This window comes from Homoserinimonas flava (assembly GCF_054969005.1).
Genome location: NZ_JBUEQS010000001.1, coordinates 728,717 through 746,737 on the forward strand (window position 1 = coordinate 728,717; position 18,021 = coordinate 746,737).

At 65.2% G+C, this 18,021-nt stretch carries 15 protein-coding genes, 1 tRNA gene and 1 other RNA gene; 7 read left to right on the forward strand and 10 right to left on the reverse strand.

Annotated elements, in window-relative coordinates; all coding sequences use genetic code 11:
• Window positions 1–12: 12 nt before the first annotated feature.
• From ACY48M_RS03480 to aceE, 7 genes are all read right to left on the reverse strand, one after another.
• Window positions 13–1,197, reverse strand: a complete 1,185-nt coding sequence (locus ACY48M_RS03480; protein ID WP_462818843.1) for a glycosyltransferase family 4 protein — start codon at window positions 1,195–1,197, stop codon at window positions 13–15.
• A gap of 10 nt (window positions 1,198–1,207) precedes the next feature.
• Window positions 1,208–2,443 (reverse strand): beta-ketoacyl-[acyl-carrier-protein] synthase family protein, encoded by a 1,236-nt coding sequence (locus tag ACY48M_RS03485; protein ID WP_462818844.1) that lies wholly within the window; start codon window positions 2,441–2,443, stop codon window positions 1,208–1,210.
• A gap of 87 nt (window positions 2,444–2,530) precedes the next feature.
• Complete coding sequence (locus ACY48M_RS03490) at window positions 2,531–2,779, reverse strand: acyl carrier protein (protein ID WP_147721361.1); 249 nt, start codon at window positions 2,777–2,779, stop codon at window positions 2,531–2,533.
• Window positions 2,780–2,820: 41 nt separating this feature from the next.
• On the reverse strand, window positions 2,821–3,825 hold the full coding sequence (locus ACY48M_RS03495) for a beta-ketoacyl-ACP synthase III (RefSeq protein ID WP_462818845.1): 1,005 nt from the start codon (window positions 3,823–3,825) through the stop codon (window positions 2,821–2,823).
• Complete coding sequence (locus ACY48M_RS03500) at window positions 3,822–4,742, reverse strand: ACP S-malonyltransferase (RefSeq protein ID WP_462818846.1); 921 nt, start codon at window positions 4,740–4,742, stop codon at window positions 3,822–3,824. The genes ACY48M_RS03495 and ACY48M_RS03500 overlap by 4 nt, the downstream gene beginning before the upstream one ends.
• Window positions 4,743–4,838: 96 nt before the next feature.
• Window positions 4,839–6,047: a PucR family transcriptional regulator gene (locus ACY48M_RS03505; protein ID WP_462818847.1), complete on the reverse strand. Its 1,209-nt coding sequence runs from the start codon at window positions 6,045–6,047 to the stop codon at window positions 4,839–4,841.
• 15 nt (window positions 6,048–6,062) lie between these two features.
• The gene (aceE, locus tag ACY48M_RS03510) at window positions 6,063–8,789 is read right to left on the reverse strand and encodes a pyruvate dehydrogenase (acetyl-transferring), homodimeric type (protein WP_462818848.1); all 2,727 of its coding nucleotides are present in this window, start codon (window positions 8,787–8,789) and stop codon (window positions 6,063–6,065) included.
• Between the two features lie 195 nt (window positions 8,790–8,984).
• Between aceE and ACY48M_RS03515 the strand changes: the two genes are divergently transcribed.
• The 6 genes from ACY48M_RS03515 to rnpB all read left to right on the forward strand — a co-directional run bounded on the left by ACY48M_RS03515 (window position 8,985) and on the right by rnpB (window position 14,727).
• Complete coding sequence (locus ACY48M_RS03515; protein WP_462818849.1) at window positions 8,985–9,446, forward strand: peroxiredoxin; 462 nt, start codon at window positions 8,985–8,987, stop codon at window positions 9,444–9,446.
• Window positions 9,447–9,498: 52 nt separating this feature from the next.
• Window positions 9,499–9,571, forward strand: a tRNA-Val gene (locus tag ACY48M_RS03520).
• A 106-nt stretch (window positions 9,572–9,677) separates the two neighbouring features.
• On the forward strand, window positions 9,678–12,626 hold the full coding sequence (locus ACY48M_RS03525) for a purine-cytosine permease family protein (protein WP_462818850.1): 2,949 nt from the start codon (window positions 9,678–9,680) through the stop codon (window positions 12,624–12,626).
• Between the two features lie 51 nt (window positions 12,627–12,677).
• Window positions 12,678–13,496: a Nif3-like dinuclear metal center hexameric protein gene (locus ACY48M_RS03530; RefSeq protein WP_462818851.1), complete on the forward strand. Its 819-nt coding sequence runs from the start codon at window positions 12,678–12,680 to the stop codon at window positions 13,494–13,496.
• A 45-nt stretch (window positions 13,497–13,541) separates the two neighbouring features.
• Window positions 13,542–14,282, forward strand: a complete 741-nt coding sequence (locus tag ACY48M_RS03535; RefSeq protein ID WP_462818852.1) for a zinc ribbon domain-containing protein — start codon at window positions 13,542–13,544, stop codon at window positions 14,280–14,282.
• A gap of 67 nt (window positions 14,283–14,349) precedes the next feature.
• Window positions 14,350–14,727: RNase P RNA component class A (rnpB, locus tag ACY48M_RS03540), an RNA gene on the forward strand.
• 26 nt (window positions 14,728–14,753) lie between these two features.
• Here the strand turns inward: rnpB and ppgK are convergent.
• Window positions 14,754–15,515, reverse strand: a complete 762-nt coding sequence (ppgK, locus tag ACY48M_RS03545) for a polyphosphate--glucose phosphotransferase (protein ID WP_462818853.1) — start codon at window positions 15,513–15,515, stop codon at window positions 14,754–14,756.
• Between the two features lie 14 nt (window positions 15,516–15,529).
• A complete protein-coding gene (gene map / locus ACY48M_RS03550) occupies window positions 15,530–16,396 on the reverse strand; it encodes a type I methionyl aminopeptidase (protein ID WP_462818854.1) in 867 nt (288 codons plus the stop codon).
• 33 nt (window positions 16,397–16,429) lie between these two features.
• Between map and ACY48M_RS03555 the strand changes: the two genes are divergently transcribed.
• Window positions 16,430–16,603, forward strand: coding sequence for an SPOR domain-containing protein (locus tag ACY48M_RS03555; RefSeq protein ID WP_462818855.1), 174 nt, complete (start codon window positions 16,430–16,432; stop codon window positions 16,601–16,603).
• A gap of 41 nt (window positions 16,604–16,644) precedes the next feature.
• On the opposite strand, the gene gdhA is transcribed toward ACY48M_RS03555, so the two are convergent.
• Window positions 16,645–17,994: an NADP-specific glutamate dehydrogenase gene (gene gdhA, locus ACY48M_RS03560; protein ID WP_462818856.1), complete on the reverse strand. Its 1,350-nt coding sequence runs from the start codon at window positions 17,992–17,994 to the stop codon at window positions 16,645–16,647.
• Window positions 17,995–18,021: the final 27 nt, after the last annotated feature.

Sequence of the window (18,021 nt, forward strand, 5' to 3'; positions counted from 1 at the left end):
TGGTGCAGCGGGTCAGGCCACGTAGAAGTCCGTGATCTTCGCTACGTAATTCTTCGGATCAAAGAGCGCCCGGTCCACTCGTGCGCCGCGTGAGAGCGCGAGGATCAACTCTGGATCGCTCACGAGCGCGGTGAGGGCGTGCGCCAGCCCAGCAGCATCCGGGGTGGCGGAGCGGTATCCGGCCTGTCCGAGACCCTCGCTGAGCTTCGGGTCGCAGTAGAGCACGCCCCGCTCCCGGCTCACCGCCTCGGCAATCGTCATCGGCTGATTGTCGAAGCCGAGCGAGGTGAGCACCACCATCGCGCTGGCATCCATGAGTTCGAGCACACGCTCGTGCGGCAGATTGCCGTGGACACGGATTTCGGGGCGATCGGCGACCATAGAGCGAAGGGTTGCCAGCTCACCACCCTCGCCGACAAAGTCGACGGTGAACGAACCGGGTGCCGTGGTGAGCGCGGTGACTGCGGCTTCGGCGAAGACGAGCGGTCGCTTCACACTCTCGCAGCGCGCCACCCACAGGAATGACGGATGCTCGGCGGTGGCGTTCGACAGCGTGCGCGAGGGCAGCGACGACGTCGCAATGGGGTTCGGCAGTACTTCGATGCGTCCGGTCACGCCGGCGGCGGCAAGGTCTTTTGCTTGATGTGCCGATGGTGACACGACGATGTCGACGCGCTGTGCCATGGCGAGGGTGAGATTGCGCAGCAGGTTGTCGACGGGCCGCCGGCTGAGTGGACGTCGTGGAAACGGGGTGCCCGTGATGCGTCGGAGCAGTGTTCTCAGCAGGGGAGCGAGTGGCGCATGCCAGCCGCCGTCGCTCGCCCAGTAGAAGGTGTGGACTGTGTGGATCACGGGCAACCCGAGGTCGCGCGCAGTATCGACGGCAGCGTGTGCGAGCCCGAACTCCGTCTGCACATGGATCGCTTGGATGCCGTGGCGCTCGAACGTTTCGCGGAGCGTCGATCGGAGGGCGGCCGTGTTGGTGACGACGGGGAGGTCGAATCCGGGCAGCGTGAGCATGGGTCTCACGTGTACTCCGCCAGCGTCTTCTACCGTCGCGGCGTTCAGCCCACGTGTGGCTGCAACGAGCAATACCTCGTGACCGGCGTCGAGCAGTGCCCGCTCCTGCTGAAGCATTGACGTTTGGGCGCCGCCGACATAGTCGAGAAAGTAGTCGCTGACGATCGCGATCCGCATCGCGAACGGCCTACACGCTGCGGAACGCGATGACGGCGTTGTGGCCGCCAAATCCGAAGGAGTTGCTGATCGCGAGGAGCGGACCTTCGCCGAGCGAGCGGGGCTCGGTCACGACATCGAGGGGAATCTCGGGATCCTGCTCCGTGAGGTTGATCGTCGGGGGAGCGGTGCGCTCGTAGAGCGCGAGAATCGTGAAGATGGCCTCGAGCGCGCCCGTGCCGCCAAGTAGATGACCGGTCGATGCCTTCGTGGCCGATACCGGGATGCTCCCGACGCGGTCGCCGAAGACTGCCTTGAGAGCGTTGAACTCCGCGATGTCGCCAACTGGAGTGCTGGTGGCGTGCGCATTGATGTGCCCGACATCGTCGGGTGTCGCGCCTGCCTGCTCGAGGGCGGCGAGCACGGCGCGAGCCGCGCCCGAACCCTCGGGGTCCGGGGCCGTGATGTGATGTGCGTCGCTCGTAACGGCGCCGCCCGCAAGTTCGGCATAGATGCGGGCACCGCGCGCGAGCGCGTGCTCTTCGGTTTCGAGCACGATAGCGGCGCCGCCCTCACCGAGGACGAATCCGTCGCGGCTCACGTCGTAGGGGCGCGACGCGCCAGCCGGGTCATCGTTGCGCTTCGAAAGCGCCTGCATCGCTGCGAATGCGGCGATCGGAAGCGGGTGAATGGCGGCCTCCGAGCCTCCCGCGATGACGATGTCGGCGAGCCCAGCCTGCAAGTGATCGTAGGCATTCGCGATCGACTCAGTGCCTGAAGCGCAGGCAGACACGACGGTGCGTGCACTGCCGCGCGCAGAAAGCTCCATGCTGATGGCGGCGGCGGGGCCGTTTGGCATGAGCATGGGCACGGTCATGGGGAGGACCCGGCGCGGGCCCTTCTCGCGGAGGGTGTCCCACGCGTCAAGCAGCGTCCACACTCCGCCGATGCCGGTCGCATAGTCGACGGTGATCCGACGAGGGTCGACATCGGGTGTACCAGCGTCGGCCCATGCTTCTCGCGCGGCGATGAGGGCGAACTGGCTGCTTGGGTCGAGACGCTTCGTCTCGACGCGCGCAAGCACATCGGCCGCCGGGACTTTAGCCTGGCCGGCGAAGGTCACGGGCAGCTCATGTTTGGCCACCCACTCCTGCTCGAGCGGACGTACGCCCGACTCGCCCGCAAGGAGGGCATTCCAGGTTGACTTGGTGTCTCCGCCGAGCGGTGACGTGGTGCCCAGGCCGGTGACGACAATCTTTTTGGTCATTACGAAAACTCTCTGTCGGCGGTGACGTGCGTCGGTGCGCGATCGGCCCGGTCAAATAGACCCGGGCCGATGCGCAGACGTCGAGTGTTAGCCCTGGGCTGCGACGATGAACGTGACAGCGTCGCCGACGGTCTTGAGGTTCTTGACCTCGTCGTCGGGAATCTTCACGTCGAACTTCTCCTCGGCGTTGACCACAATGGTCATCATCGAAATCGAGTCGATGTCGAGGTCGTCGGTGAACGACTTGTCCAGCTCAACCGTGTCGGTTGCAATTCCAGTCTCGTCATTAATCAGCTCGGCGAGGCCGGCCAGAACTTCTTCGGTTGACAATGCCATGGTGTTTTCTCCTTGAGGTGTCGTTTTGACCGAGGCCAAGTTTAGGGCAGAACGATGACTTGGGCTCCGAAGACGAGCCCGGCGCCGAAACCGATCTGCAACGCGAGCCCTCCACTGAGTTCCGGATGCTCTTCGAGCAGTCGGTGGGTGGCGAGCGGAATCGAGGCGGCCGAGGTGTTGCCGGTCGTCGCGATGTCCCGGGCGACGAGCACATGCTCTGGCAGCTTGAGCTGCTTGGCGAATTCGTCGATGATGCGCATATTCGCCTGGTGGGGGATGAAGGCCGCGAGATCATCGGCAGTGATGCCGGCCGCCTCGAGGGCTTGCTTCGCCACCTTTGCCATGTCCCAGACCGCCCAACGGAAGACCGTCTGGCCCTCCTGACGGAGTGTCGGCCACACGGCGTTGCCATCCCGGTAGTCGACGAGGGTTGCGTTCATGCCGACCGCGGCTGCCTTCGACCCGTCGGAGCCCCACACCGGTGCAGCGATGCCGGGAAAGTCGCTGGGGCCGATGACGACGGCGCCGGCACCGTCGCCGAGGAGGAACGAAATGGAGCGGTCAGCCGGGTCGACGACGTCGGACAGCTTCTCGGCTCCGATCACGAGCGCGTAGTGCGCAGCGCCCGAGCGGATGAGCGCATCGGCCTGCGTGACGGCATAGCTGAACCCGGCACACGCGGCATTGGCATCGTAGGCCGCCGCCGGATTGGCGCCGACCCGGTCGGCCACGACTGCGGCGAGCGAGGGGGTCTGCTGCACGTTGCTGATGGTGGCAACGATGACGAGGTCGATGAGCTCTGGTGCAACTCCCGACTTCTCGATGGCCTCAGTCGCAGCATCCGTCGCGAGATCGACGGCGAGAATGCCGACCGAGGAGCGCGTGCGGGTCACGATGCCGGTGCGCTGCTGGATCCACTCGTCGCTGGAGTCGATCGGGCCAACGAGTTCGGAGTTGGGAACGACGCGGTCGCCGCGGGCCGCGCCATAGCTGTAGATGCGGGTGAACTCCGCTCCGGAGGACTGGGTGAGTACGGGGGAAGTCATGAGGCGGTCCCATCGAGGAGGTCGTAGGCGGCGGTGAGATCATCCGGGGTCTTGATCGCAACGGTTGGGACCCCTTTGAGCGCGCGCTTGGCGAGGCCCACCAGAGCGCCAGCCGGGGCGATCTCAATGATGCCCTCGACACCCTCTGAGGCAAAGGACTGCATCGTGAGGTCCCAGCGCACTGGGGATGAGACCTGGCCGACGAGCAGGTCGACGAAGGCCGCACCGTCGTCGATGCGGGTGCCGTCGTGGTTTGTCCAGATCGGAAGGGTCGGGTTGGCGGATTCGACCGTCGAGGCTGCAGTGCGCAGCGTATCGACCGCTGGCACCATGTGGCGGGTGTGGAACGCTCCAGCCACCTGCAGTGGGATAACACGGGCACCAGCCGGTGGCGCCTCCCGCAGCGTCGCCAGGGCATCGAGATCACCGGCAACGACGATCTGGCCGCCACCGTTGAAGTTCGCTGGCTCGAGTCCGAGCTCGGCGAGCCGCTCGAGGAGGGCCGCCTCGTCGGCACCGATGACGGCGCTCATGCCGGTGGCACTCACCGACGCGGCATCCGCCATGGCAGCACCGCGCGCAGCGACGAGACGCACGGCGTCGGTGTCTGACAGGATGCCGGCACCGGCTGCCGCAGTGAACTCACCAACCGAGTGACCAGCGATACCGCCGACCCGCTCGCGGCGCCCGTCGAGCAGGGCGCGCAGCGTGAGGAGTCCGGCGGCGACAATGAGCGGCTGTGCGATTGCGGTGTCACGGATCGTGTCGGCATCCGACACCGTGCCGTGGTGGGCGAGGTCGAGCCCCGCAGCATCCGACAGGGTGGCGAGGTGCTCGGCGAATCGGGGTTCGGCGATCCAGGGTTCGAGAAACCCTGGGGTCTGAGAGCCCTGTCCGGGGCACACGATAACGATCACTTCTCTAGTCTCCCTATCGCTCGCGGTATTGCGCTGTGGAACTCAACCAAGAAATGGCGCGATGCTTGTGCGCGCCGTCAGTCGAGACGGCCGACGTCAGTGCCCGGCCCGTCGGCGCGGGGTGTGCTCGGTCTCAGCAATCGACCCGACGATGAGTGCCGCCTGCAGGATGAGCGATTCACGGGCGCCCGTGGCATCCCACCCGATCACCTCGGAGACGCGCTTGAGTCGATAGCGCACCGTGTTGGGGTGCACGAAAAGCTCTCGTGCGGTCGCTTCGAGCGAACGCCCGTTGTCGAGATAGCACCACAGCGTGCCGAGAAGCTCGGTCGAATGCGCCTGGAGGGGCTTGTAGATGCGGTTGATAAGTGTCGATCTGGCGAGGGGGTCGCCCGCGAGTGCGCGCTCGGGAAGCAGATCGTCGGCGAGTGCCGGTCGGGGTGCATTGCGCCACGAGCGGGCGACGGCAAAGCCCGCGAGTGCCGCCTTGGCGCTTCGCGACGCCTCGACGAGCGAGGGCACCTCGTGACCGAGAATGAGGAAACCATCGCCGAACCCCGGTTCGAGCGCCTTCGCGATATCGAGGAACGATTCACGGTGCTGCGGAATCGTCTCCTCGGGTTCGCTTGAGGCTGGGGTTGCCCGCCCGATCACGAGAACAAGACGGCTGCCCTGTACCCCGATGAGCACGTCGGCCTCAAGATGGCGTGCGGTGCGTCGCAGCATGTCGACATCGAGCATCTTCGGCGCGGTGCCGACAAGCACCGAGACCTCGCCGTGACCGTGCCACCCGAGGGCCGCGATGCGGCTCGGGAGTTCGTCGTCGTACTCGCCGCTGAGGATCGAGTCGACGACGAGCGCTTCGAGGCGTGCATCCCAGAGTCCGCGTGCCTCGGCGGCGCGCGCGTAGACATCCGCCGCCGCAAAGGCGATCTCTCTCGAATAGAGGAGAATCGCCTCGGCGAGCGACGCGTCGCGGCCCTTGATTCGTTCCTCAACGACCTCCACCGTCACCTTGATGAGCTGGAGGGTCTGCGTGAGACTCACCGACCGCAGCAGCTCCCGAGGGGCCGCACCGAACACGTCGGCAGCGATCCACGGCGTCGACGTGGGGTCGTCATACCAGTGAATGAACGAGGTGATGCCGTTCTGCGCCACCATGCCAACCGCGGAGCGACGCCCAGGCGGCATGTCGCCATACCAGGGGAGCGTGTCCTCCAGTCGCTTGAGCGTCGCTGTCGCGAGCTCGCCTGACATCGTCTTCAGCCAGGCGAGCGTCTGCGCTTTCGTCCGAGGTGCTGCCATGATCGTTGTCGGCGCCTAGCTCTCGCCGCCGGCGTTGCCGGAGGTTCCGGCAGTGACGTCGTGGAGCCGGTAGCGTTCGATCGCCTGCGCAGGCAGACTCGGGTCAACGGCGCCCTGGGCGGCGAGCGACTGCAGCGTCCGGACGACGACCGATGGACCGTCGATCTTGAAGTAGCGACGTGCTGCCGCGCGCGTGTCCGAGAAGCCGAAGCCGTCGGCACCCAGTGTGGCGAAGTCGCCCGGAACAAACTGGCGGATCTGGTCTGGCACTGCGTGCATGAAGTCGGTCACCGCGATGAACGGCCCCTCAGCACCCTGCAGTTTCGCGGTCACGTACGGCACCTTCTTCTCCGTGCCGGGGTTGAGCATGTTGTGCTCGTCTGCCGCAAGGCCGTCACGACGCAGTTCGCTCCACGACGTCACCGACCACAGATCGGCCGAGACGCCCCAGTCATTCTGCAGCAGTACCTGCGCCTCGATGGCCCACGGAACGGCGACTCCCGACGCCAAGATCTGGGCCTTGGGCCCTGCAGCCTCGTTCACATTGAGGCGATGGATGCCGCGGAGCACACCATCGACGTCAACATTCTCTGGTTCGGCCGGCTGCACGAGTGGCTCGTTGTACACCGTGAGGTAGTACATGACGTTCGGGTCCGGGTGGGTCCCGCCGTACATCCGATCGATTCCCGCGCGCACGATGAGTCCGAGCTCATAGCCCCAGGCTGGGTCGTACGTCACGACCGCGGGGTTGGTGGAGGCAAGAAGTGGCGAGTGCCCGTCGGCGTGCTGCAGCCCCTCACCCGTCAGTGTTGTGCGACCGGCGGTCGCACCGATGATGAACCCTCGGGCCATCTGGTCGCCGGCCGCCCACATGGCATCGCCCGTGCGCTGGAACCCGAACATTGAGTAGAAGACGTAGACCGGGATGAGCGGCTCGCCGTGGGTCGCATACGAGGTTCCGACACCGGTGAAGGCTGCGAACGCGCCCGCCTCGTTGATGCCGGTGTGCAAGATCTGGCCCTGCACGCTCTCCTTGTAGGCGAGCAGCAGCTCGCGGTCGACCGAGGTGTAGTGCATGCCATTCGGGTTATAGATCTTCGCCGACGGGAAGTAGGCGTCCATGCCGAACGTGCGCGCCTCATCCGGGATGATCGGCACGATGCGGTGGCCGAAGTCCTTCGAGCGCAGCAGATCTTTCAGCAGCCGAGCAAACGCCATCGTGGTGGCGATCTCTTGCTTGCCAGAGCCCTTGCGCACGATGTCGTAGGTCGATGCATCCGGCAGGGAGACCTGCGTGTACTTCGAGCGACGCTCCGGCAGGTAGCCGCCGAGCGCGCGACGACGCTCGTGCATGTACTCGATTGCCTCATCGTCGTTGCCGGGGTGGTAAAACGGCGGCTTGTACGGGTCGGCTTCGAGCGCAGCATCCGTAATCGGAACTCGCATCTCGTCACGGAACTGCTTGAGGTCTGAGAGCGTGAGCTTCTTCATCTGGTGGGTCGCGTTGCGACCCTCGAACGACTTGCCGAGGCCGTAGCCCTTGATGGTGTGGGCAAGGATGACGGTCGGCTGGCCCTTGTGCTCAGAGGCAGCCTTGAATGCCGCGTACACCTTGCGGTAGTCGTGGCCGCCACGCTTGAGGCCCCAGACCTGGTCGTCGGTGTAGTCCTTGACGAGATCGAGCGTGCGCGGGTCGCGACCAAAGAAATGCTCGCGCACATAGGCGCCATCCTCAGCTTTGTAGGTCTGGTAGTCGCCGTCGGGTGTGACGTTCATGAGGTTGACGAGGGCGCCATCATCGTCGCGGGAGAGCAGCTCATCCCATTCGCGACCCCAGACGACCTTGATGACGTTCCAGCCAGCGCCGCGGAAGAAGCTCTCGAGCTCTTGGATGATCTTGCCGTTGCCGCGCACGGGGCCATCAAGGCGCTGCAGGTTGCAGTTGATAACGAAGTTGAGGTTGTCGAGACCGTCATTCGCCGCGAGCTGGAGGGCGCCGCGGCTCTCAACCTCGTCCATCTCGCCGTCACCGAGGAACGCCCAGACCTGTGAGTCGCTCGCGTCTTTGATGCCGCGATTCGTGAGGTACCGGTTCGCCTGTGCCTGGTAGATCGCGTTGATCGGACCGAGCCCCATCGAGACGGTCGGGAACTGCCAGTAGTCGGGCATGAGCCGCGGGTGCGGGTACGACGAGAGTCCGAACGGCGCGCGGGACTTCTCCTGGCGGAAACTGTCGAGCTGCTCCTCGCTGAGGCGTCCCTCGAGAAAGGACCGGGCGTACATGCCGGGGGAGGCGTGGCCCTGGTAAAAGATCTGGTCGCCACCGCCTGGGTGGTCCTGACCGCGGAAGAAGTAGTTGTGCCCGACCTCGTAGAGCGAGGCGGATGATGCGTAGGTCGAGATGTGGCCACCGACCGAGATGTCGGGGCGCTGCGCACGGTGCACTGTGATTGCGGCGTTCCATCGGATCCAGGCCCGGAACCGACGCTCGAGTTCTTCATTGCCGGGAAACTCGGGCTCGTTCTCGACCGGAATGGTGTTGATGTAGTCCGTCGTGGGCACCATTGGCACGCCGAGCTGAAGCTCTTTGGAGCGCTTGAGCAGGCTGAGCATGATGTCGCGGCCGCGACCGCGTCCTTGGGCAGCAACGACCCCGTCAAGGGATTCCTGCCACTCTGCGGTTTCCTGCGGGTCCGAGTCGATGTGGTTCACCGAATACGGGTCCTGGTCGTGAATCGTCACGGTTGCCTCAATCTTGTCTGCGGACTATTCGATCCCGCCGATTTCGTTGGTCGGGTCACGACGCAGCGTTGGGCGGGCTAGACCATCCTAGTTATCGAAAGTCGGCATCGTTTGGATGGTTTCCACACACGTCGCTAGCATTTGCCACAGTTTGCTCGACCACGAGCGCATTGACATGAGAGACGGAGCGCCGACATGGCAGCAGAGATCGGTGACCAGGCGCCAGCCTTCACGCTCGACAATCAGTTCGGTGAGTCAGTCGAGCTCTCGGGCCTTCTCGAGACGAAGCCGGTCGCGCTCGTGTTCTTTCCGTTGGCGTTCACCAATACCTGCAGGGGTGAACTGTGTGAGCTTCGCGACAACCTCGCGCTCTTCGATGACGCGGGCGTGCATCTCGTTGCGATCTCGGTGAACAACAAGGCGACGCTTCGGGAGTTCGCGGAACGCGAGGGTTACACGTTCACCCTGCTTGGTGACTTCTGGCCCCACGGCGAGGTGGCGAAACGCTACGGGGTGTTCTTAGAAGACCGCGGATTCGCCGCACGGGCGACGTTGCTTATTGGTCAAGATGGCATCATCCTCGACCGCGTCGTAAACGCTCCAGGAGAGCGACGTGACCTCGCGGTGTATCGCGATGCGATCGCCCGCGTAGCGTGAGCGGAGCGCTTCCACGCTTGTACTATGGAGTGTGCGCCGGCATCGGCGGCACGGGCCTTTAGCTCAGCTGGTAGAGCGCCACGTTTACACCGTGGATGTCGTCGGTTCGATCCCGGCAGGGCCCACATCACAGCAGGGCCCACATCACAGCAGGGCCCACATCACAGCAGGGCCCACACCACTTCTGCGTGGCCAAAGCGCTCGATGGATCGTTGTCGCTAGTATTTGGCCATGGACGACCCTGCGACCTCCGACGCCGAGCTTCTCGGCGACGACGCTGCGGGCGGATTCAGGCGGCGGTCCACCTGGCAACGCGCCGCGGGAACCGGTGCCGGCGGTTCGTCGGAGCCGACGGATGCCGCGACCGCAGGTCTCGACGACGATGCTCTCGCCGATGCACTCGCCGCGCAGGTCGCGCAGGTCACTGCGTCGATGCCGATCATTACGCCGGAGATGCTGCAGCGAGCGAGCAACTCCACCGACGAGCTCTTCCAGGCACTCATGGATGCCGAAGTCGCTCCCGACCCGGTTTCACCCGCTCTCATCGATCCCGTGCTTGAGCCTGAGCCCACTGCAGAGAAGGTCGAACTGTCATTCCCCGGCCCGAAGGCGTCTGAGCAGATCTGGGACAGCGATGTCATCATCGTGCAGCCGGAGGGCGGTTGGCACGAGTCGTTTATGCCATCCGCTCCGCCCTCCTTCGAGTCAGCGCCTGTTGCTCCCGAGGCAGCACAGTTTCCTGCCTACCTCCCATCCGAGCCTCCCCGCTATGACCCTGGACAAGATTCGTGGCTCGACCTCGCGCTGCTGCCACAGACGAGCGACGACTCTGAGCCTTACGCTCACGACGCTGGCTATGACGTCAGTTCCGCGGTCGCGCCCGATACTGACTTCAGCCGATTCGCGCCGCCGGTGTCGTCGCCACGGCCAGTGCATGACCCTGCCGCGGATACAAGACCAGAGCCATTCGAACCGTCGGCCCCGTTTGTCTCATCGCCACCGGTCACTCCTGAGGTGCCGATCCTCGGGGTGTCATTGCCCGCCGACTTTGGAGCCATGCTGCAGGCTGCTCCGCCACCGGCCCCGTCGTCGGCAGTCGTTCCTCCGCCGGGCTCCGAGCTTCCTGAGCCACCTCGGCGGCGTTCGCTCGACGACGACGCGCTCGCCAAGGTCCTCAGCAGTGAGCGCGACCGAGGTGGCGTTTCAGGCGCGCTCGCGGAGCTTGAGGTGCAGATGCAGTTTCGAGCGGATGATGCACGAGAGTTCGCGTCCTGGGAGCGATCGCTGCACGCCATCGGTTCCCCCGAAGCGCTGTTGGCGATCGAGCGCGCGAACGCGAGTCTCGGCCAGCGCTTCGCGACGGAGGTCGCGATCGACGACGCGCTGTTCTCGACAGACCGGCCAGGCCCTCCCGGGCCGGTCGACGAGGCCGCAGGTCCCGACGAGAACACTGAAGAGCCGATCGTCGGGCCTGCCACTGGGCTAGCGGAGCCTCACTACGACCCCGACGCGACGGCCGCCTACACACCATTCGACGACCCCGAACAGGATTCACGCGTGTTCGGCAGTGCGGCGGCTGCCGAACAGGACCTGCGTGCTGACGACGCTCACGTCGACGAGACCGACCGAGCCTGGCTCGCGAGCCAGGCCGATGCCGTCGAGCCGGCGGCCGCCGCCTCGCTTGCTCACACGGTTCCTCCTCCCGCGCCGGTGGAACCCGGTGTTACTCCCGTCTTCGAAGACGAATCGGTCGTTCGCCAACGAGCCTTCGCGATCGAGTCAAATGAAGGCGAGCCGACGCCGCTCGAGCGCCGAACCGGGCGTGCAGCTCGCATGTTCTGGCAGTGGTTTGCGATCAACTCTTCGGTCGTCAGCATCGCTATCGGGGCTGCGCTGCTTGCGCTTGGAATGAGCGTGCGTCAGGCACTGGTCGCGGTGCTCGTCGGTGTGGCATTCTCTCTTCTCCCGCTGGGGCTCGGCGTACTCGCTGGCAAGTGGAGCGGCCAGCCGACCATGATCGTGTCGCGCGCAGCATTCGGTGTCGTTGGCAATCTGCTCCCGGCGGTTCTCGCGGTGATCGCTCGTGTGTTCTGGGGTGCCGTCTTTCTCTGGATCATTGCGAATGGCGTCTCCGCCGCCGCGGAAGTTTCTGACATCTCCCTCCCTGCCTGGTTCCCGCTCGTGGTCGTCGCGGCAGCGCTCCTCATTGCCGCTGTCGTCGGAGTTTTCGGATACCTCCTCTTCATCCGCTTTGCGACTGTCCTCGGCATCCTGAGCGCACTGCTCATGCTCGGTGTCGTGGTGCTCACAGCGCCGAGTCTCGACCTCACGGCGGCGCTTTCGGTAGGTGACGGTCCGTGGGTGCATATTGCGACCGGCGCCGTGCTTGTCTTCAGCGTGATCGGGCTCGCGTGGGCAAACAGCGGTGCTGAGGTTGCGCGCTATCAGCGGTCTGGCGGATCCGGGGCGGCGTCGATTGCGTGGACGATCGCCGGAACCGCGGTTCCGACGCTCACACTTCTCGGCTATGGGGTGCTGCTTGCATCGGCGTCGCCAACGCTCGGTGACGCTCTGCAGAGCAACCCCATCGCTGCCCTCGGCGGGCTCTTGCCGCTGTGGTACCCGGTGCCACTCACCGCGGCACTGGTGCTCAGCCTCCTGTGCGGCGTGGTCCTCACCATATATTCCGGCGCGTTCTCCCTCCAGGCGGCCGGCGTCACGGTGCGGCGCCCTGTTGGGGTGATCGTGGTCACGCTGCTTGTCGGAATTCTCGCGGTGCTGCTGCTCGGGCTCACTGGCGATCTCCGCACGCTCTTCACCGATATTGCGACAACCATCGCGGTGCCGGTGGCAGCGTGGGCGGGCATCTTCGCGTGCGATCTCATGATTCGCAACGAGCGATTCGACGGGGCGGCGCTCATGCGCCGCGGGGCGCTCTACGGCAACGTCAACACGGTGAACGTGAGCATGCTCGTCGTGGCGAGCGCGATCGGGTTCGGATTCACGGCCGCATCGATCCCCGGCCTCGAATGGCAGGGCTACCTCTGGGTCCTGATCGGGGTCGCCCCCGATTCGGCGCTCGGGATGACCGATCTCGGTGTGCTCGCCGCGCTCGCACTGGGTCTCCTCACGCCGCTCGTCTCCGGCATTCCTCGCATCCGTCGCCAGGAACGCGCCTGATTGTCTGGCGGATGCCCGACCGACGCGGCATCCGCTCACTAGACTTGTCGCGTGCCACCAACCATCGCCGAGGTCTCCGCAGTCGTCGAAGCACTGTGGCCGACTTCGGGGGCTGAGGACTGGGATGCGGTTGGGCTCATTGTCGGTGATCCTGCCGACACGATCAACCACATCCACCTCGCTGTCGATGCGGTCGGCGACACGGTCGCAGAGGCGGTCGAGGCCGGGGCAGGCTTGCTGTTGGTGCACCACCCACTGCTGCTCCGGGGGGTCACAAGCCTTGCGGAGGACGGTTACAAGGGTGCCGTTGTCGCTCGCCTCATCCGCGGCGGATGTGCGCTCCTCGCGGCGCATACCAACGCCGATGTCGTCGAATCCGGCACATCTGCGGTCTTCGCGTCGCGGCTCGGTCTGCTCGCGAGCGAGCCGATTGCGCCGGGAGAAACACCGACCCGCGGTCTCGGCCGCGTCGGGCAGCTCGCCGAGCCGGTGAGCCTCGGTCGGCTGGCGCGGGCCATCGCCGACCTGCTGCCCCCCACGGCTGGCGGCGTGCGGGTCGCGGGTGACTACGACCAAGTTGTCGAGCGTGTCGCGCTGTGCAGCGGCGCTGGCGATTCTCTCCTCTCACACGACTCGGTGCGCACCGCTGATGTGTACATCACCTCAGACCTCCGCCACCATCCAGCTTCCGAGGCGCGCGAGGCCGCGCTGCTCGGTGGGGGCCCCGCCCTCATCGACGTGTCGCACTGGGCCTCCGAGTGGTTGTGGCTCGAGACGGCAGCGGCAGAGCTCCGCGCTCGTCTGCCCGAGGTTGAGGTGAGCGTGAGTGAGCTGCGCACCGACCCGTGGGATTTCAGCATCGTCCAGTGACCGCATCCTGCGGCACCATCGTCCCTTCGAAAGCGAGCAATATCAATGGCCCTGAAAGCCAGTCCAGAGTCCCAGGCGGCACTGTTGGAGCTCCAAGCGAGCGACACCCGTGTGCAACAGCTTGACCACCAGTCCAAGAACCTTCCAGAGATCGCACGCCTTGCTGAACTCGCGCGTGACGCCGAAACGCTTCGCCAGCGCTTGCTCACCGACACAGGTGCGGTGGAGGATGCCCGTCTTGAGCTCGCCCGCATCGAGTCCGATGTTGCGGTCGTCGAGGCCCGCATGGCACGAGACTCTGGGCGACTCGCGACGTCGTCATCGGTGAAGGATGTCGCGGGCCTCGAGCACGAGCTCGCCTCCCTCCGGCAGCGTCGCGATGACCTTGAGGAGATCCAGCTCGGTGTGATGGAGCGGGTTGAGACCCTTGAGGCGACGGCTGACGCGACGAAGGCCGAACACGACCAGCTCAAGGCGACCATTGCGAGCGTTGAGAGCGATCGGGATGCCTCGCTCGCGTCACTCGTGAATGAGCGCACTCATGCCGTCGCCCGACGTGCTGAGATTGCCGCGACCATCCCAGAGGAGCTGCTCGCGGTGTACGACCGTCAGCGGTCGAGGTACGGCATCGGTGCGTCGATGCTTCGCGGTGGCGTGTCGTCTGCGAGCGGTGTTCGGTTGAACGAGAGTGACATGGCGCGGATCAGAGCCGCCGCGCCCGATGACGTCATCATGTGCCCGGACTCCGAGGCGATCCTCGTGCGCACTTCCGAGTCGGGTCTGTGACGCAAAGGTCTGTGACGCAAGGGGCTGTGACGCAAGTGCCAGTGTCGCAATAGAATGGGCCCGCGAATGGGTCGGCAAGACGGTCGCGTCATCCGAGAGGGTGCCGAGGAACGTCCGGGCTCCGAAGAGCAGGATGGTGGGTAACACCCACCCGGGGTAACCCGCGAGAAAGTGCAACAGAAAGCAGACCGCCACGGTGGCGTCGTCTTCGGGCGACACAGCGGGGTAAGGGTGAAACGGTGGTGTAAGAGACCACCAGCGGTCCGAGTGATCGGGCCGGCTGGGTAAACCTCGTCCGGAGCAAGGTCAGACAGGAAGCGTCACGGGTTGCTCGCCCAGTTTCCGGGTAGACCGCTAGAGGGCTGCGGCAACGTAGTCCCGAGATAGATGGCCGTCCAGCACCGCAAGGTGGGGACAGAACCCGGCGTATCAGCCGGCCCATTCGCCCCGCCCCGCCCCGTCCCGGCCGCGTCAGCCGTGCGCGGCGCGGGGCACGGCCAGCGCGGCAGCACCCATGATGCCGGAGTTGTTCCTCAACCCGGCGGGCGCGATTGGGGTGCCGAGGTCGAGCAGCGGGAGAAACGCTTCGTGGTGCTTCGAGACGCCGCCGCCGACGACGAACAGTTCGGGGCTGAAATACCGCTCGAGCCGTTCATAGAAGCGCTGGAGACGCGCTGCCCAGGTCGCCCAGTCGAGTGCCTCGCGCTCGCGCGCCCCGTTCGATGCAACGGTCTCCCAGTCGATGCCGTCGATTTCGAGGTGCCCGAGTTCGACATTGGGCACGAGCACACCGTCATGGATGAACGCCGTACCGATGCCGGTGCCGAGCGTCGTCATAATTACGAGACCGTCGATGTTGTGCGCGGCGCCGTAGCGGCTCTCCGCAACCCCGGCCGCGTCGGCATCGTTGACAAAGTGGATGTCACGGCCGAGCGCATCCTCAAACCTGCGTTCAGCATCCAAGCCGATCCAGGCGTCGCTCACATTCGCGGCCGAGAGGGTCCGTCCACCGCGGACGACAGCGGGAAAGCACACGCCGACCGGGGTTGTCGGCTCCAGCCCCTCGATTGCGGCAACCATCTCGACGACCGCGTCGATCACATCGTGTGGCTCGCCGCCCTCTGGTGTTGGGGTCTTGTGCCGTTCGGTGATGAGCGTGCCGGTGGCGAGGTCGACGAGAGCGCCTTTGATGCCCGTGCCGCCGATATCGATTCCCACTGCAGTGGTGATCATGCTGGTTCCTTTGCTCATGGGAGGGTGAGTACTTCGGCGCCTCGCTCCGTCACAACGAGGGTGTGCTCAAACTGTGCGGTGATGCTCTTGTCTTTGGTGGTGACGGTCCAGTCGTCTGCCCAGATGTCCCACTCGTGCGTGCCGAGCGTGAGCATGGGCTCGATCGTGAACACCATGCCGACTTCCATGACGGTGTCGAACTTCGGCGCAGAGTCATAGTGGGGGATGATCAGGCCCGAGTGGAATGCGGTCCCGACGCCGTGACCCGTGAAGTCGCGCACGACGCCATAACCGAAGCGCTGGGCGTACGATTCGATAGCTCTGCCGATGACATTGACCTGGCGGCCGGGGGCCACCGCTTTGATGCCGCGGCGGAGGGCCTCCTCGGTGCGCGTGACGAGGTCGACGATCTCTTCACTCGCTGTACCGACGATAAACGTGCGGTTCGTATCGCCGTGAACGCCGTTCTTGAAGGCCGTGATGTCGATGTTCACGATGTCGCCGTCTTCGAGCACGGTGTCGTCGGGGATTCCGTGGCAGATGACCTCGTTGATCGAGCTGCAAATTGACTTCGGGTACCCGCGGTAGCCGAGCGCCGAGGGATATGCACCGTGCTCGATGACGAACTGGTGTGCGATGCGGTCGAGTTCTTCTGTCGTGACGCCCGGGCGGATGTGTTCGCCAACCAGGGCGATCGCATTGGCCGCGATTCGGCCTGATTCGCGAATTTGCGCGATCTGTTCGCTCGTGTAGATGTCGCCGCCGGTGAATGGCGCAGGTGTGGCCCGGCCGACATACTCGGGCCGTTGGATGTCGCGAGGGACCGGGCGTTCGGGGGAGACGGCTCCCGGAATCAGGTGTCCGCTCGAATCCTTGGGCATAGTATCGATCTTAGGTCGAGCATCGGAGGAGCCATGTCCGAGTGGTGGTACAACACGAGAACCGGTGAGGTCGAGGAGGGCATGCAGTCGCCCGCGATCGACAGGGCCGGCCCGTTTTCGACCCGCGAGGAGGCGCTGCGCGCTCCAGAGGTCATCGCGGAGCGTTCCCGCCGCTGGGCAGAGGAAGAAGGCCGGGAGGCTCGCTGAGGCGAGGAACTTACGCCCCGCTGAGCCCCCCGCACTCGCGGCTAGATGAGCCCCTGTGCGATCATCGCGTCTGCGACACGGCGGAAGCCGCTCGCGTTGGCGCCGACGACATAGTTCCCCGGCGCGCCGTAGTGTTCTGCAGCGTCGAACGCTGCACGGTGCACGTCGTGCATGATCGAGCGGAGTCGGTCTTCGCTCTTTGAGAAGTCCCAGCGCTGCCGTGAGGCATTCTGGCTCATCTCGAGCGCCGACGTCGCGACTCCGCCCGCGTTCGCCGCCTTCCCAGGGGCGAAGAGTGCGCCGGCGTCTTGCAGGAGCGCGACTGCATCCGGAGTCGTCGGCATGTTCGCGCCTTCCGACACGGCGACGATGCCATTGGCTACCAGTCGTTTCGCATCGTCGAGCAGCAACTCGTTCTGCGTCGCGCACGGGAAGGCGAGCTCGCCTGGGACATCCCACACCCGGCCATCCGACACGAATCGAGCGCTGCTGCGTCGGTCGGCATAGGCCGAGATCCGAGCGCGATCAACCTCTTTGACCTGCTTGAGCAGTGCGAGGTCGATGCCCGCCTCGTCGACGATGTAGCCGCTGGAGTCTGAGGCGGTAATGGCACGGCCGCCGAGGTGCTGGATCTTTTCGATCGCATAGATCGCAACGTTGCCGGATCCCGACACGATGGCCGACCTGCCGTCGATGCCTTCGCCGCGCGTCGCGAGCATCTCGTCCATAAAGAAGACGGCGCCGTACCCGGTGGCTTCCGTTCTCACCTGTGCCCCGCCCCAGAGCACGCCTTTGCCCGTGAACATTCCAGACTCATGACGATTGGTGAGTCGTCGGTACTGCCCAAACAAGAAGCCGATCTCGCGAGCGCCAACCCCGATGTCGCCCGCCGGGACATCCGTGTGCTCGCCGAGGTGACGGTACAGCTCGTTCATGAAGCTCTGGCAGAAGCGCATGATCTCGCCGTCAGAGCGGCCGTGCGGGTCGAAATCGGCCCCGCCCTTGGCCCCGCCGATGCCCTGGCCGGTGAGGGCGTTCTTGAAAATCTGCTCGAATCCGAGGAATTTGATGATGCTGAGATTCACGCTGGGGTGAAAACGCAGGCCACCTTTGTACGGTCCGAGCGCGGAGTTGTACTGCACGCGATAGCCACGATTGACCCGCACCACCCCGGCGTCGTCGACCCACGGTACGCGGAACATGATCTGCCGCTCCGGCTCAACAAGGAGGTCGACAACGCCGCTTTCGAGATATTCGGGGTGCCGTGCGACCACAGGCGCGATCGATTCGAGCACCTCGAGCATCGCCTGGTGGAACTCGGGTTCGCCCGCACTGCGCGCGACGGTCCGGTCATAAACGCTCGCGAGGGCAGGGGTCAACGATGAGTGCATGTGGAACTCTCCTAGTTCAGTGGTGCT

Coding starts and splice junctions, on each gene's coding strand:
- ACY48M_RS03480 (WP_462818843.1), bottom strand. CDS start 1,197: ATGCGGATCGCGATCGTCAGCGACTACTTTCTCGACTATGTCGGCGGC.
- ACY48M_RS03485 (WP_462818844.1), bottom strand. CDS start 2,443: ATGACCAAAAAGATTGTCGTCACCGGCCTGGGCACCACGTCACCGCTC.
- ACY48M_RS03490 (WP_147721361.1), bottom strand. CDS start 2,779: ATGGCATTGTCAACCGAAGAAGTTCTGGCCGGCCTCGCCGAGCTGATT.
- ACY48M_RS03495 (WP_462818845.1), bottom strand. CDS start 3,825: ATGACTTCCCCCGTACTCACCCAGTCCTCCGGAGCGGAGTTCACCCGC.
- ACY48M_RS03505 (WP_462818847.1), bottom strand. CDS start 6,047: ATGGCAGCACCTCGGACGAAAGCGCAGACGCTCGCCTGGCTGAAGACG.
- ACY48M_RS03515 (WP_462818849.1), top strand. CDS start 8,985: ATGGCAGCAGAGATCGGTGACCAGGCGCCAGCCTTCACGCTCGACAAT.
- ACY48M_RS03525 (WP_462818850.1), top strand. CDS start 9,678: ATGGACGACCCTGCGACCTCCGACGCCGAGCTTCTCGGCGACGACGCT.
- ACY48M_RS03535 (WP_462818852.1), top strand. CDS start 13,542: ATGGCCCTGAAAGCCAGTCCAGAGTCCCAGGCGGCACTGTTGGAGCTC.
- ppgK (WP_462818853.1), bottom strand. CDS start 15,515: ATGATCACCACTGCAGTGGGAATCGATATCGGCGGCACGGGCATCAAA.
- map (WP_462818854.1), bottom strand. CDS start 16,396: ATGCCCAAGGATTCGAGCGGACACCTGATTCCGGGAGCCGTCTCCCCC.
- ACY48M_RS03555 (WP_462818855.1), top strand. CDS start 16,430: ATGTCCGAGTGGTGGTACAACACGAGAACCGGTGAGGTCGAGGAGGGC.
- gdhA (WP_462818856.1), bottom strand. CDS start 17,994: ATGCACTCATCGTTGACCCCTGCCCTCGCGAGCGTTTATGACCGGACC.